Annotated in this window: 14 protein-coding genes; 6 read left to right on the top strand and 8 right to left on the bottom strand. The window is 59.0% G+C overall.

Annotation, left to right across the window (positions count from 1 at the left end; all coding sequences use genetic code 11):
• Positions 1-144: 144 nt before the first annotated feature.
• Together SLW75_RS13870 and SLW75_RS13865 are read right to left on the bottom strand one after the other, a co-directional pair.
• Positions 145-702: a peptidylprolyl isomerase gene (locus SLW75_RS13870; RefSeq protein ID WP_065992670.1), complete on the bottom strand. Its 558-nt coding sequence runs from the start codon at positions 700-702 to the stop codon at positions 145-147.
• A gap of 380 nt (positions 703-1,082) precedes the next feature.
• Positions 1,083-2,009 carry a LysR family transcriptional regulator gene (locus SLW75_RS13865; protein ID WP_192134020.1) on the bottom strand — a complete coding sequence of 309 codons (927 nt, stop codon included), beginning with the start codon at positions 2,007-2,009 and terminating at the stop codon, positions 1,083-1,085.
• A 50-nt stretch (positions 2,010-2,059) separates the two neighbouring features.
• On the opposite strand from SLW75_RS13865, the gene SLW75_RS13860 reads away from it, so the two are divergent.
• The 3 genes from SLW75_RS13860 to SLW75_RS13850 all read left to right on the top strand — a co-directional run bounded on the left by SLW75_RS13860 (position 2,060) and on the right by SLW75_RS13850 (position 4,019).
• Positions 2,060-2,374 (top strand): 3-phosphoglycerate kinase, encoded by a 315-nt coding sequence (locus tag SLW75_RS13860; protein WP_410934733.1) that lies wholly within the window; start codon positions 2,060-2,062, stop codon positions 2,372-2,374.
• Positions 2,375-2,763: 389 nt separating this feature from the next.
• Positions 2,764-3,630, top strand: coding sequence for a carboxylate/amino acid/amine transporter (locus SLW75_RS13855; RefSeq protein ID WP_410934732.1), 867 nt, complete (start codon positions 2,764-2,766; stop codon positions 3,628-3,630).
• Between the two features lie 152 nt (positions 3,631-3,782).
• Positions 3,783-4,019 (top strand): hypothetical protein, encoded by a 237-nt coding sequence (locus tag SLW75_RS13850; protein ID WP_410934731.1) that lies wholly within the window; start codon positions 3,783-3,785, stop codon positions 4,017-4,019.
• Between the two features lie 72 nt (positions 4,020-4,091).
• Here the strand turns inward: SLW75_RS13850 and SLW75_RS13845 are convergent, their stop codons facing one another.
• A complete protein-coding gene (locus tag SLW75_RS13845) occupies positions 4,092-4,436 on the bottom strand; it encodes an antibiotic biosynthesis monooxygenase family protein (protein WP_410934730.1) in 345 nt (114 codons plus the stop codon).
• Entirely contained in the window at positions 4,433-5,590 is a 1,158-nt protein-coding gene (locus SLW75_RS13840; protein WP_410934729.1) for a cytochrome P450, read from the bottom strand. The genes SLW75_RS13845 and SLW75_RS13840 overlap by 4 nt, the downstream gene beginning before the upstream one ends.
• Before the next feature lie 75 nt (positions 5,591-5,665).
• On the opposite strand from SLW75_RS13840, the gene SLW75_RS13835 reads away from it, so the two are divergent.
• The gene (locus SLW75_RS13835) at positions 5,666-6,379 is read left to right on the top strand and encodes an ArsR/SmtB family transcription factor (RefSeq protein ID WP_410934728.1); all 714 of its coding nucleotides are present in this window, start codon (positions 5,666-5,668) and stop codon (positions 6,377-6,379) included.
• Positions 6,380-6,392: 13 nt separating this feature from the next.
• Here SLW75_RS13835 and SLW75_RS13830 read toward each other — a convergent pair whose 3' ends face one another.
• Entirely contained in the window at positions 6,393-7,682 is a 1,290-nt protein-coding gene (locus SLW75_RS13830) for a mechanosensitive ion channel family protein (protein ID WP_410934727.1), read from the bottom strand.
• Between the two features lie 180 nt (positions 7,683-7,862).
• On the opposite strand from SLW75_RS13830, the gene SLW75_RS13825 reads away from it, so the two are divergent.
• Both SLW75_RS13825 and SLW75_RS13820 read left to right on the top strand, forming a co-directional pair.
• Positions 7,863-9,215 carry a DEAD/DEAH box helicase gene (locus tag SLW75_RS13825; RefSeq protein WP_192134008.1) on the top strand — a complete coding sequence of 451 codons (1,353 nt, stop codon included), beginning with the start codon at positions 7,863-7,865 and terminating at the stop codon, positions 9,213-9,215.
• 125 nt (positions 9,216-9,340) lie between these two features.
• Positions 9,341-9,664, top strand: coding sequence for a hypothetical protein (locus SLW75_RS13820; RefSeq protein ID WP_410934726.1), 324 nt, complete (start codon positions 9,341-9,343; stop codon positions 9,662-9,664).
• 17 nt (positions 9,665-9,681) lie between these two features.
• Here the strand turns inward: SLW75_RS13820 and SLW75_RS13815 are convergent, their stop codons facing one another.
• The 3 genes from SLW75_RS13815 to SLW75_RS13805 form a co-directional block, all read right to left on the bottom strand.
• Positions 9,682-10,554, bottom strand: a complete 873-nt coding sequence (locus SLW75_RS13815; protein WP_410934725.1) for a DUF6279 family lipoprotein — start codon at positions 10,552-10,554, stop codon at positions 9,682-9,684.
• A 63-nt stretch (positions 10,555-10,617) separates the two neighbouring features.
• A complete protein-coding gene (locus tag SLW75_RS13810) occupies positions 10,618-11,361 on the bottom strand; it encodes a TorF family putative porin (protein WP_410934724.1) in 744 nt (247 codons plus the stop codon).
• Between the two features lie 161 nt (positions 11,362-11,522).
• Positions 11,523-12,008, bottom strand: coding sequence for a hypothetical protein (locus tag SLW75_RS13805; RefSeq protein WP_065992694.1), 486 nt, complete (start codon positions 12,006-12,008; stop codon positions 11,523-11,525).
• Between the last annotated feature and the right edge of the window lie 176 nt (positions 12,009-12,184).

The raw sequence follows: 12,184 nt of genomic DNA, 5'->3' as shown, positions 1-12,184 counted from the left end.
TTGGATACAGCGGCTTGAGAGCAGCCCGGAGACAGTCTTGCGATCAGACCACATGGAAACGCGATTGCTCACGCTGAATCAAGGGGCCTTGTCCTTAAAATGCCAAAGCCGGGCAGGCGCCCGGCTTTTACGCTTGCGACAGGTTTAGTTCACGCGCTTGGCCGTCTTGATCAGGATCGGGTCAAGGGGCACGTTCTGCATGCCGCCCTTGTTGCCGGCTTGCGCATTGACGATCTGGTCAACGACGTCCATGCCCTTGACGACTTTGCCGAATACCGCGTAGCCATAGTCACGGGCGCCGTGGTCGAGCATCGCGTTGTCCTTCACGTTGATGAAGAACTGGCTGGTGGCCGAATTCACGTCCGAGGTCCGCGCCATGGCGACGGTGCCGCGCACGTTGTGCAGGCCGTTATCGGCTTCGTTCTTGATCGGGTCGTTGGTCGGCTTCTGTTGCATCTGCGCCGTAAAACCGCCGCCCTGAGCCATGAAGCCCGGGATCACACGGTGGAAAATGGTGTTGTTGTAGAAGCTGCTGTCGACGTACTTGAGGAAGTTCTGGGTGCTGACGGGCGCCTTGTCCTGGTTCAGCTCGATTTCCACATCGCCGAAGCTGGTGGTCAGCACAACGTGAGGCGCCGGAGCGGCCATCAAATTGCCGGCGAACAACACGGCAGCGGCGGAGAGGGCGATTTTCTTCAGCATGGGCAGAGTCCTGAAATTGATGTCGACTGCGAAAAAACAGGACGTAAGGGAAGCACGTTTGCCGGGATTTGGACAGTGGGCGTGTGGCGCGCCCTGTTTTAGTGGGACCGGCTTTAGCCGGGAAGGGGCCGGTTTAATCACCCCCAATCCTGCGGTGTAATCTCTGACGCTTTCCCGGCTAAAGCCGGTCCCACAGGGTAATGCGGTGCATTCGTAGGACCGGCTTCAGCCGGGAAGAGGCCAGTGTGAACACCCTCAGTCTTGCAGTGTGACGCCTGACGCTTTCCCGGCTAAAGCCAGTCCCACTGACCAGGGACTGAGGGGACTGATTTATTTACAGCGCTTCACCGTAAATTAATCTGTCCCCGGATAGAGCCTATTCAAAGCATCTGCTGCGGCGCCGGGAAGGGCACATCCAGCGGTGCGGTATCAAAACTCTGAATCAGCTCAATCAGAATTTGCGTCGCAGGCCCGAGCGGTTTGTCCTTGCTGGAATACAGATAAAACGTCGGATGCCGACTGCCGCCTTTATCCAGCGGCAGAATCTTCAGCACCCCCTCCTGAATCTCCCGCTCAATGATATGCCGTGGCAGCCAGGCAAAGCCCAAACCGCTGCTGACGAACGCAGCCGCAGTGGCCAGGCTTCCGACCGTCCAGCGCTGTTCGGCGCCGAGCCAGCCGACGTCCCGCGGTTGATTGCGCCCGGAGTCACGAATCACCACCTGCAGCTGGCTTTCGAGGTCCTGGAAATTCAGCTCACGTTGCAACTGATGCAACGGGTGCCCGGGATGGGCGACGGCGACGAACTCCACCTTGCTCATCTCATTGCCCAGATACCCCGGAATACTGAATCCGCTGATGGCGAGATCGGCGACGCCTTCCAGCAACACTTCCTCCACTCCCGACAGCACTTCCTCACGCAGCCGTACCCGACATCCGCGGCTCTGCGGCATGAAGGCTGTCAGCGCCCGCACCAGTCGCGCGTTCGGGTAGGCGGCGTCTACCACCACACGCACCTCGGCCTCCCAGCCCTGTTCCATGTGGTGGGCGAGGTCTTCCAGCTGGCTGGCGTTCTTCACCAACTGCCGCGAGCGCCGCAGCAATACCTCACCGGCCTCGGTCAGCACGGCTTTGCGGCCGTCGATGCGCAACAGCGGAACGCCGAGCTGGTCCTGCATTCTGGCGACGGTGTAGCTCACCGACGACTGCGAGCGGTGCAGCGCTTCGGCGGCCTGAGCAAAGCCGCCATGGTCGACAACGGCTTGCAGCGTGCGCCATTGATCAAGGGTCACGCGGGGCGCTTTCATCTCTCGCTCCTGTTGTCCTAAGCTGGCGGTCCCTGAATGGAGACTGCCCCATGAAAAGAATCTGTTGTGTGCTGCTGGCGATGCTGCCGCTGAGCGCGTTCGCCTACCCGATCGACGTCGAGAAAGACATCAGGGGCGTGCAGGTCGACTACAACAGTCATGACGTCGCTTACGACATCGGCAATATCACCCTGAATAACTTTGGCGAGGTCCCCGCCAAGTGCAGCGTGGTCTTCCGCAACGGGCCGGAAGCCCCACGGACGCGCCGGGTCCAGGTCGCGCCGAAGAGCAGCACCGAAGTGACCGCCAAGTTCACCCGCGACATCGTCAAGCTGCGCATCTCCCTGAGCTGCGAGCCTCTGTAACCCACGTCTCAGCGTCGACCGAGCGTACTTCGGCTTTGGCGATAAAACAAATTCTTAGATGGGTTCGGCTCGATAGTCGGCTTCTTTGATCGAGACGCCGGCCGCTGACAGGGCAGGGTGATGGGCGCTCACGTGCTGGAGTGACATCCAACGCGCCTCTTAATCGCCCGTTAATCCCGCCGCCCGATGATGCTCGCGTTCATCGACACTCCATTGGCACTCGTTCGCTCCTGAGTGCATTGCCCGATCGACCCGCAGGACTGCGCCGGGTTGATCGGGTTTTTTCTTTTAGGGTTAGGCATCGCCGCAAACGGTGGCCCAGCCGACCTGTTCAATAGACACGCCGTGGCCAACCCGCTAAGGTCGCCGCCTTCAAAAAAGGGGCAACCATGGGCTATCTACTTTTCGTGACGCTGATTCAGGCGTTTTCCTTCAGCCTGATCGGCGTTTATCTGGCCGGGCACGTCGACAGCTACTTCGCTGTTCTGCTGCGGGTTGTCCTGGCCGGATTAGTGTTCATCCCGCTGACGCGCTGGCGTCGAGTCGAGCCGTCATTCATGCGCGGCATGCTGTTGATCGGCGCGCTTCAGTTCGGCGTCACCTACGTCTGCCTGTACCTGAGCTTTCGCGTGCTGACGGTTCCCGAAGTGCTGCTGTTTACCATCCTGACGCCGCTCCACGTCACGCTGATCGAGGACGCCCTCAATCGGCGCTTCAATCCGTGGGGCCTGCTGGCGGCGTTGGTCGCGGTGCTCGGCGCGGTGATCATCCGTTACGACCGGGTCGATCCGAATTTCCTCGGCGGCTTCCTGTTGCTGCAGGTAGCAAACTTCACTTACGCGGCGGGCCAGGTGCTCTACAAACACCTGGTCGCCCGCCACCCCAGCGATCTGCCGCACTACCGCCGCTTCGGTTATTTCTACCTCGGCGCCCTGGCCGTGGCGTTGCCGGCGTTTCTGCTGTTCGGCAATCCGCAGCATCTGCCGGATGCGCCTCAACAGTGGGTGGTGCTGCTGTTCCTCGGCCTGTGTTCCACCGCGCTCGGCATGTACTGGTGGAACAAAGGTGCGTGCCTGGTCAACGGCGCCACACTGGCGGTGATGAATAACCTGCATGTGCCGGTGGGGCTGCTGATTAATCTGTTGATCTGGGGGCAGAATGAGGACTTGGGCAAGCTGTTTTTTGGCGGGCTGGTGATTGTTTCATCGGTGTGGATCAGTCGCCGCGGTGTTGTTCAACGCCGGGCTGTTCTCTGAAACAGCCGGGTTAGACGCCCGCGTTACCGACATCAGCGAGGGTGATGTTAGATATCTTCATGGGTGGTTTTTCATGTTGGGATCAACCGAATAGATTGGCCCCAACGAAACGACTTAAACCACTTACCAGCAATTACGCGGAGATATACATCATGAAAAAGTCCATCGCCTTCAGTTTCGCCTTGTCCATCCTCGCTGCCAGTTCTGCATTCGCCAGCCCACAGCACATTAACCAACGCGCCATCGTCAACGCTTCCAGCGCTACCGTTCTGGACAGCAAAGTCGCCAGCAAAGAGGCGGTCAAGCCTTTCGCCACTCAGACTTCCGGCACCGTGACCGTTGCTGAAAACCGCAAAGAGTTCGGTTCCAGCTACCAGCGTGATCGTTAATTCTTTGGGTGTTTGAATACCCGAAACATAAAAGCCCGGCATATGCCGGGCTTTTTGCTCTTTCATTTTCTTTTATTCATGAACGCGTCTGCTATCGGTGGGCGCTTGAGCACGATTCGCCAGACTGTAATCTCGCATCACGTCAGCAATGCGCAGGTGGTAATCATCGAATACTTGCCTACGCCCCGTAAGTTGCGCGGCACGATGCAACTCAAGGCCGCGCCACCGTTCAATGGCTTCCTCATCACGCCAAAATGACAGCGACAGAACTTTTCCTGGCTCACTCAGGCTCTGATAACGCTCCACTGAAATGAACCCATCCAAACCTTCCAGCAATGGCTTCAGTTCAGCCGCAAGATCAAGATACCGCTGGTATTGCTCCTCATGTGGCCACGCTTCAAAAATAACGGCGATCATTGTTGAGTATCCCGGCTGCGATGGAAATGAGGAATTCGAGCATTAAGCGAGGGCAAGTAGCGCCATTGATGAGCGCGGACAGCGGTGGTGGGCTGTCTACGCAATAGCTCTGAAACCGCTTCAGAGGCAATACGCAAAGCGAGTTGCTGACCTGGGCATTCATGTCTGCCTGAGCCAAAGCTGAATATTCGACGGTGTGACCGTGTGAGCAAAAAGTTGTCAGGATCCGGGTTTGCGCAAGGATCCCTGTTCGCCGAAGCCAGCAACAAAAGAACCGTATCCCCGGCCTTCAGGACGCTGCCTTCGATTACACACTGCTCGGCGACGAACCGCCGGGTGTTTTGTATGGGGGAGTCGTGGCGCGCCGCCTCGGCTACCCACTCTGCAACACGCGGCGGTTGTTGAGGGGGGGCAAACAGGTCGGGGTTACGATGAATCGCTATGAGGGTGTTGCCGATCAAGCCTGCGGTGGCTTCGCAGGTCTGTGACAACAGGCCGATCAGATTAGCGATCAATGCGTCTCTGTCTCTCCAGCCCGTCACGTCACATTCCCTCAACACGTGGCTCATGAAGCGACTTCTTTCATCCTCGCAAAGCAGCAACTCTGCGAACAGTTGACTCAACCGAGTCGCTCCGGCATCGGCCTCATCCAGCTTGGTCTTGTCGCTTAAGGGGGAAAGGCAGCCCACAAAATTCTGGGTCAGGGTCACAACTTCACGTAACTGGATGAAAGGTATGCCCATCAAGGTTGCCATGACGGATACGGGCAACGTCCACATCAACTCATTGAGGGCGTCGACCGGGGCATTGAGGGACTCGAACACCTGCGACACAATTTCTGCGATGTTTTCGTCATGCACAGAAGCCAAAGTGGGCGCGATGGCCATTCTTGGACACTGGTGTTCAGCTCCCTCGTTCATGCGCATGAGACGACCGAAAACACGACCCGCGGCGCCCTGTGCAATTGCGAGAGGAACCGGCTCATCAAGAGGACGGACTCGACAGTCCGAATGTTCCAGAATGGCCTCTACGGCACTGGCATCACTGGCGATCCACAGGCGTAGATCTGCATCGAACAACAGCCCCTTTCGTTGCCTTAAACCTGCGTAATAAATATAAGGGTCGGCATGGCTGGCTGCTTCAAACGGCGTCATTTCTGAAAGTCCTGTTCACAAAGAACGGCTAATATCTGGCACTGCGCACGTTAACGATTCGTTCAGGAACGAAATATGGACTCCCCAGGCAATGACACCGCCATTTCAAGGGTCGCCGGCGCAATCGCCGAACCAGCAAGGACGAAGATGCTCTGTTCGTTGATGGATGGGCATGCACGTACCAGCACAGAAATGGCTGTCATCGGCGACGTAAGTGCCTCTACTGCAAGCGCGCATTTGGCAAGGCTCAAAGAGGACGGGCTGCTGAAGCTGCACACGCAGGGCAGGCATCGATATTACAGTCTGGCGGACGCAGACGTGGCCAGAGCGATAGAGGCCCTCATGGTGATCAGTCATAAGCCGTACACCAGGTTTGTCCCGAATACCCCGGGTCGACTGCAAATCGCACGCACCTGTTATGACCACATGGCGGGCTCATTGGCCGTAAAACTGCACGATCGTTTCCTCGAGTCAGGCTGGCTGACCATGTCAGCTGCTGACGACGGTAATTATCAACTTACTGTCAGCGGCGAAAAAGCGATGGTCGACTTAGGGCTTGACGTGGAGAGCATCAGGGCACAACGACGTCGCTTCGCCTGCTCATGCCTGGATTGGAGCATGCGCCGCCCGCATCTCGCTGGAGCACTGGGTGCTGCCTTTCTGCACATTGTGACCAGCCGCAAATGGGTTATCCAGGACCTTGACAGCAGGACGCTCGCGTTGACACCCAAGGGAGCGAAAGAGTTTTCCGTTCGATTCGGGGTCAGCACTGAAAACAATGCGCCATAGCTGCACTTGTGCGTCAAATGCTGCCCGGTTGCTGCACACTCTCATTCGACGACATCTTCGCCAACCCCATCCGCAAATCCGCGCCACTCGGCTGCTGATAAACCCCCAGCCCAAACTCCGGCAGCACCGCCAGCAGATAATCGAAAATATCCCCCTGAATACGCTCGTAGTCACCCCAACTGGTGGTGCGGGTGAAGCAGTAGATTTCCAGCGGCACACCCTGCGCCGTGGTTTCCATCTGGCGGACCATGCAGGTCATGTCCGGGTGGATGTCGGCGTGGCTTTTCAAATACGCCAGCGCATAGGCGCGAAACGTGCCGATGTTGGTGATGCGGCGGCGATTGGCTGACATTTCGGCGACGTTGCCTTGCGCCTCGTTCCACGCCCTGAGCTCGGCTTTTTTGCGGCCCATGTAATCCGTCAGCAAGCGAACCTGTGTCAGCTTCTGTTCTTCTTCATCGGAGACGAACCGCACGCCGCTGGCGTCGATGAACAGGCTGCGCTTGATCCTGCGTCCGCCGGACTGCTGCATCCCGCGCCAGTTCTTGAACGACTCGGACATCAGGCGCCAGGTGGGGATCGAGACAATGGTCTTGTCGAAATTCTGCACTTTCACGGTGTGCAGGGTGATATCCACCACGTCGCCATCAGCGCCGACCTGTGGCATTTCGATCCAGTCGCCGACGCGCAGCATGTCGTTGCTGGTCAGCTGCACGCTGGCAACGAAGGACAGCAGGGTGTCTTTATAGACCAGCAGAATCACCGCCGACATCGCGCCAAGTCCGGAAAGCAGCAACAACGGCGATCGGTCGATCAACGTGGCGACGATGATGATCCCGGCGAACACGTACAGGATCATTTTCGTCAGCTGCACGTAGCCCTTGATCGAGCGGGTGCGGGCGTGTTCGGTGCGCGCGTAGATGTCCAGCAACGCGTTGAGCAGCGCGCCGACGGTGAGCATGAGGAAGAGGATGGTGAACGCCAGCGCGATATTGCCGAGCACGTGATTGGCGGGATTGCTGAGGTTCGGGACCAGGTTGAGCCCGAATTGAATGACCACCGATGGCGTGACCTGGGCCAGTCGATGGAAGACTTTGTTGTGCAGAAAGTCATTGAGCCAGAACAGCGATGGCTGGCGGCTCAGGGCTTTCATGGCGTAGAGGATCACCCACCGCGCCAGCCGCCCGAGGGCGAAAGCAGCGACGAGCAGTAACAGCAATCCGGTGATCGTGCGCAGCATTGGCTGGTTTTCCAGCAGCGTCCAGATTTCCTGGGCGCGTAGCCAAAGCGAGTGGGTGTCCATGGGCGCTGGATCTCCTGATCAGAAATGGGGGGCGCGATTAGAGCATTGATAGGGAGGCGAGGGCAGGGTAGGCCAAATCCGGTAACAAAATAGGCCCTTTGAGCTAAAGAGACTCGGCGAATCCGGCTTAAACCGGTACCCTATGCGACTGTTTTTTTGTATTACGCCGAGGTAACACCCGTGTTCTCCCAATTCGCCCTGCACGAACGCCTGCTAAAAGCCGTGGCCGAACTCAATTTCGTCGAGCCTACGCCTGTGCAAACAGCGGCCATTCCGCTGGCGCTGGAAGGACACGATCTACGGGTGACGGCGCAGACCGGCAGCGGCAAGACTGCCGCGTTCGTATTACCGATGCTCAATCGCCTGATGGGCCCGGCCAAGGTTCGCGTCGACATCCGCGCCGTGATCCTGCTGCCGACCCGCGAGCTGGCCCAGCAGACGCTCAAGGAAGTGGAGCGTTTCTCCCAGTTCACCTTCATCAAGGCCGGCCTGATCACCGGGGGCGAGGACTTCAAGGTCCAGGCCGCGATGCTGCGCAAGGTCCCGGACATCCTGATCGGCACGCCGGGCCGCCTGCTGGAGCAACTCAACGCCGGCAACCTCGACCTCAAGCAGGTTGAGTTGCTGGTTCTCGACGAAGCCGACCGCATGCTCGACATGGGCTTTGCCGAAGACGTCGAGCGTCTGGCCGGCGAGTGTGCCAATCGTGAGCAGACCATGCTGTTCTCGGCCACCACCGGTGGTTCGGGCCTGCGCGAAATGATCGGCAAAGTCCTGAAAGACCCGCAGCACCTGCAGGTCAACAGTGTCAGCGAACTGGCTCCGGGCACCCGTCAGCAGATCATCACCGCCGACCACAACGTACACAAAGAGCAGGTCCTCAACTGGCTGCTGGCCAACGAGACCTACCAGAAAGCCATCATCTTCACCAACACGCGCGCCATGGCCGACCGCATTTACGGTCGTCTCGTGGCGCTCGAGTACAAGGCGTTCGTGCTGCACGGCGACAAAGACCAGAAGGATCGCAAGCTGGCGATCGATCGTCTGAAGCAGGGCGGCGTGAAGATCCTGGTGGCGACCGACGTCGCGGCCCGTGGGCTGGACGTCGACGGCCTGGACATGGTCATCAACTTCGACATGCCGCGCACCGGCGACGACTACGTTCACCGCATTGGCCGCACTGGCCGTGCCGGCGGCGAAGGGCTGGCGATCTCGCTGATCACCCACGGTGACTGGAACCTGATGTCCAGCATCGAGCGCTACCTGAAGCAGAAGTTCGAGCGCCGCACGATCAAGGAAGTCAAAGGCACTTACACCGGGCCGAAGAAGGTCAAGGCATCGGGCAAGGCTGTCGGCGTCAAGAAGAAAAAAACCGATGGCAAAGGTGACAAGAAGGGCGACAAAAAGAAAGCCGTCGCCAAGGGCCCGACCAAACGCAAGTCGGTAAATCGTCCGAAGGCCGAGCCTTTGGTCAGCCAGGACGGGATGGCGCCGCTGAAAAAGCGCGTCACGCGTCCGCCAGTCGCTGAATAACCCCCTTCTGCCTCCCGGCCAGCCCGCTGAACGGCTGGCCCTCCGCTGGGTCACAACCACTGAGCATCAAGCCCGATGACCGGACGTCACGGGTATTGCCCTGTTGGCCCACTGGAGGTTGAAACATGTCTAAACGATACGACTGGGACCTGATCGAGCGTCTGCTGCACCACGTACAAAACAGCGTCGCAATCGAGGATGCATCAGAAACGCATGCCGCAGAATTGAGAGCGCTGTTGCTCGAACGTGGATTCATTGCCGCCCACACCAGCGGTGCAGGTGGGGGTGGCGAAGGCGCTACCCTTACCGCAAACGGCGCGAGCCTGCTTGCGATGATCGACAGCAGCATTCCGGGCAATGACCATCCGCGTCAGGTGCTGGATGAACAGGCTGATGCGCTGGATCCGGCCACTTTTGACGAAGTGGCCTCCAAGGCGCAAATCGCCTGACCCCGAAAGCGTCCTGATCAGGACGCTTTTTTCGTGCTCTTGTAGCAACTCAAATCCGTGAAGTCCTTGCGCACGTCCGCGATCTTCGCCAGCAACTTCTGCCGTTGATCAGCCGTACTTTGCGCCATCAGGTCCGCAATCAGAGAAATCGCTGCCTGCTCGGTATGGTCATAGGCTGCTCGGTATTCGGGCGTCCAGAAGGTCTGGCGGTCCTGCAGGAGGCTGGCAATCTTCTGATCGAAATCGGCGGCATTGCGCTGTTTCACGGCCGCCAGCAGCAGTGACTGCCAGTGCGCGCGGTTATCGATCCACAGCCGGTTCTGCTCGCCCAGCGAGGTCGACCATTGCATCACCCGCGCCTGCTGCGCGGCGTTCAGTTTGCCCATCCACGGCGTCAGACGTTTCTCCATGCGTTGAGCGCGTTCACTGATCTGCTTGTCCAGCGGCTGGTCGACGAACTCATCCTCATGCTTGCGCAGGTCCTTGGCGAACGCCGCCTGCATCTCGCCCACTTGCTGATCGTCCAGCTGACGCAGCAGCTCGACCGCCGAGGGCGTGATTTCTTTGGAGAGGGTAGCGATGGCTTGCCGTGCTTCAGCGGTGCGTGCTTTGAGCTGCTCTTGATTGACCTGGTTGTTTTCGACCATCCCTTGCAGACGGTCCAGCCAGTCGAGGTAACCGGGAATCTGGGTGGTGCAGTGCCAGCTCAAGTGCTCTTTCAAGCGCTCATCGAGCCAGTCTTTCTGCGACGCATTCATGTCCAGGTAGTCGTTGAGCGACCAGGGGATGATGAAGTCCAGATGTCGATACGTCAGACCAATCTGACTGCACCCCGCCAGCAGCGTCAGGCTCAGCCACAGCGAAATAAAGGTCTTCAACACAATGCCCATGACAGCTCCTTGCCGGTTCGTCTCCCCGTTATAGAGCAAGTCAGGTCACAGCGGTTCAACCCATCAGAAAAACGAGCGGACGACCTTCAGCGTGACGGTGCTTTCGCACTGCGTGTTGTGCCCGCTGTAGGCGCTGCAATCGGCGCCGGTCAGGCTCGAACCGCTGTACATCAGGTTCATGTCCATGCCCAGCACCGGGCGCGATACGTTGAAGGACCAGTCGCTGTAGGCATTGACCACGCCGCCGCCGTCGATGATCGTGGGTGAGTCGAGCTGGTGGTTGCCGTACTGCATGCGCAGGTCCAGGCCCAGCGGAATCAAGTCGCCGAGGTCGAGGAACAGGGTGCTGTCCTGGCGACCGGCGTCAGTGCTGAAGGCGGTGCCGATACGGCTGTCGAAAATGCGGAAGCCGGCGTACAGCTCGTGGCTGTCGAGCTGATCGGTGTTCGGGTAGCTGTAGCGAATCACGCCAAGCTCATAACCGAGGGTTTTGTCGAAGGGCTTCTTGAACCCCATGTAGGAGTCGACTTCCAGCGAGGTATCGGGCGCGAGCCCGGTGCTGGGGGACCATTGCCCGAAGTAGAAGCCGCTTTCGTGGGTCAGGTCGAGTCCGCCATGGAATTTGGAATCGGCACCGCTTGGCGTCACCAAGCCCTGGGCCATCGTGCGGCTGGGGGTGGTGCCGAGCTTGAGGCTGAAGTCGCCCAGCTCCCGCTCGATGACCTGAGCGCTGGCGGCGTGATGCATGAAGGCGGCGCAGGCAAACACCGCACCGGTCCAACGGTTGAAACAGCGAGCATAAGGCATGCTTCACTCCTTTCAGGTTTCGGAGGAGTGGGTCGAAGGTATCTATGCTGACGGCGAATGGCCCGACAAGAACCGCGATCTAGAGCGTCGCAAGGATACCGCCGATTGGCGATATCTCGCGACCATTGGTCGATTCGATGCGGATGGTCTGAACGTTGCGATCAGTTCGCGGTGGAAATCAGCTGGTTGACGACGATCAACGCCTGGGGGAAAGAAGGATAACCGCTTGTGGCGACATCCAGTTTTTCGTACCTGGCGCGATAGGCGCGGGCCTTGTCCTGATCCTCCGTTCCGGCCCGTTGCGCCTGCAGGGCGATGGCCAGCGGGTAGTTGCGGTCGGCGGAGTCATCGAGCTTGGCATCAACCTGTTTCGGGCTGGCGTTCTGACGCAAGAGCAGGATCGCTTGATAAAACTCCGCCTCGCCGGACGTGTCTTCGCGCGCCGCCCGTTCCAGCAGGGCGCTGGCGAGCTCGTCGTTTTCAGCGCGGCGCTCGTTGATCAGCAGCTTGGCCTGGAGCATGTCGTTCTGGTACAGCAGATAGTCGGCGCGGCATGGGCTGCCCGCCACCGAGGTGTCACATCCGTGGGTCGCACAACCGGTCAGCCCGAGGCTTAGCAGGGCGCCGATGATCATCCGTTTGTTCATATCGGTTTCCGCAGAGACTTCAGCAGTTCAGGGCATCGTCCGTTCTGTTGCCATATCATGCGCGGCGCCATTGACAGGCAGCTCGGTGCGTCATGTGACAAGAGAGTAAAGCAGAGCTTTGTGCAGCGAGGAGCGATGGACCTGGCGCCTTGTGATCAAAGCGCCTGGATGTCGAC

The sequence above is a fragment of the Pseudomonas sp. W5-01 genome (assembly GCF_046540435.1).
Taxonomy (GTDB): domain Bacteria; phylum Pseudomonadota; class Gammaproteobacteria; order Pseudomonadales; family Pseudomonadaceae; genus Aquipseudomonas; species Aquipseudomonas graminis_B.
The sequence above is the reverse complement of the archived record's forward strand: the minus strand, read 5'-3'. Positions and strand labels throughout refer to the sequence as shown.

What these genes read in the sequence shown, in the direction of transcription:
- SLW75_RS13870 (WP_065992670.1), bottom strand. Translation starts at nt 702, where the DNA reads ATGCTGAAGAAAATCGCCCTCTCCGCCGCTGCCGTGTTGTTCGCCGGC.
- SLW75_RS13865 (WP_192134020.1), bottom strand. Translation starts at nt 2,009, where the DNA reads ATGAAAGCGCCCCGCGTGACCCTTGATCAATGGCGCACGCTGCAAGCC.
- SLW75_RS13860 (WP_410934733.1), top strand. Translation starts at nt 2,060, where the DNA reads ATGAAAAGAATCTGTTGTGTGCTGCTGGCGATGCTGCCGCTGAGCGCG.
- SLW75_RS13855 (WP_410934732.1), top strand. Translation starts at nt 2,764, where the DNA reads ATGGGCTATCTACTTTTCGTGACGCTGATTCAGGCGTTTTCCTTCAGC.
- SLW75_RS13850 (WP_410934731.1), top strand. Translation starts at nt 3,783, where the DNA reads ATGAAAAAGTCCATCGCCTTCAGTTTCGCCTTGTCCATCCTCGCTGCC.
- SLW75_RS13845 (WP_410934730.1), bottom strand. Translation starts at nt 4,436, where the DNA reads ATGATCGCCGTTATTTTTGAAGCGTGGCCACATGAGGAGCAATACCAG.
- SLW75_RS13840 (WP_410934729.1), bottom strand. Translation starts at nt 5,590, where the DNA reads ATGACGCCGTTTGAAGCAGCCAGCCATGCCGACCCTTATATTTATTAC.
- SLW75_RS13835 (WP_410934728.1), top strand. Translation starts at nt 5,666, where the DNA reads ATGGACTCCCCAGGCAATGACACCGCCATTTCAAGGGTCGCCGGCGCA.
- SLW75_RS13830 (WP_410934727.1), bottom strand. Translation starts at nt 7,682, where the DNA reads ATGGACACCCACTCGCTTTGGCTACGCGCCCAGGAAATCTGGACGCTG.
- SLW75_RS13820 (WP_410934726.1), top strand. Translation starts at nt 9,341, where the DNA reads ATGTCTAAACGATACGACTGGGACCTGATCGAGCGTCTGCTGCACCAC.
- SLW75_RS13815 (WP_410934725.1), bottom strand. Translation starts at nt 10,554, where the DNA reads ATGGGCATTGTGTTGAAGACCTTTATTTCGCTGTGGCTGAGCCTGACG.
- SLW75_RS13810 (WP_410934724.1), bottom strand. Translation starts at nt 11,361, where the DNA reads ATGCCTTATGCTCGCTGTTTCAACCGTTGGACCGGTGCGGTGTTTGCC.
- SLW75_RS13805 (WP_065992694.1), bottom strand. Translation starts at nt 12,008, where the DNA reads ATGAACAAACGGATGATCATCGGCGCCCTGCTAAGCCTCGGGCTGACC.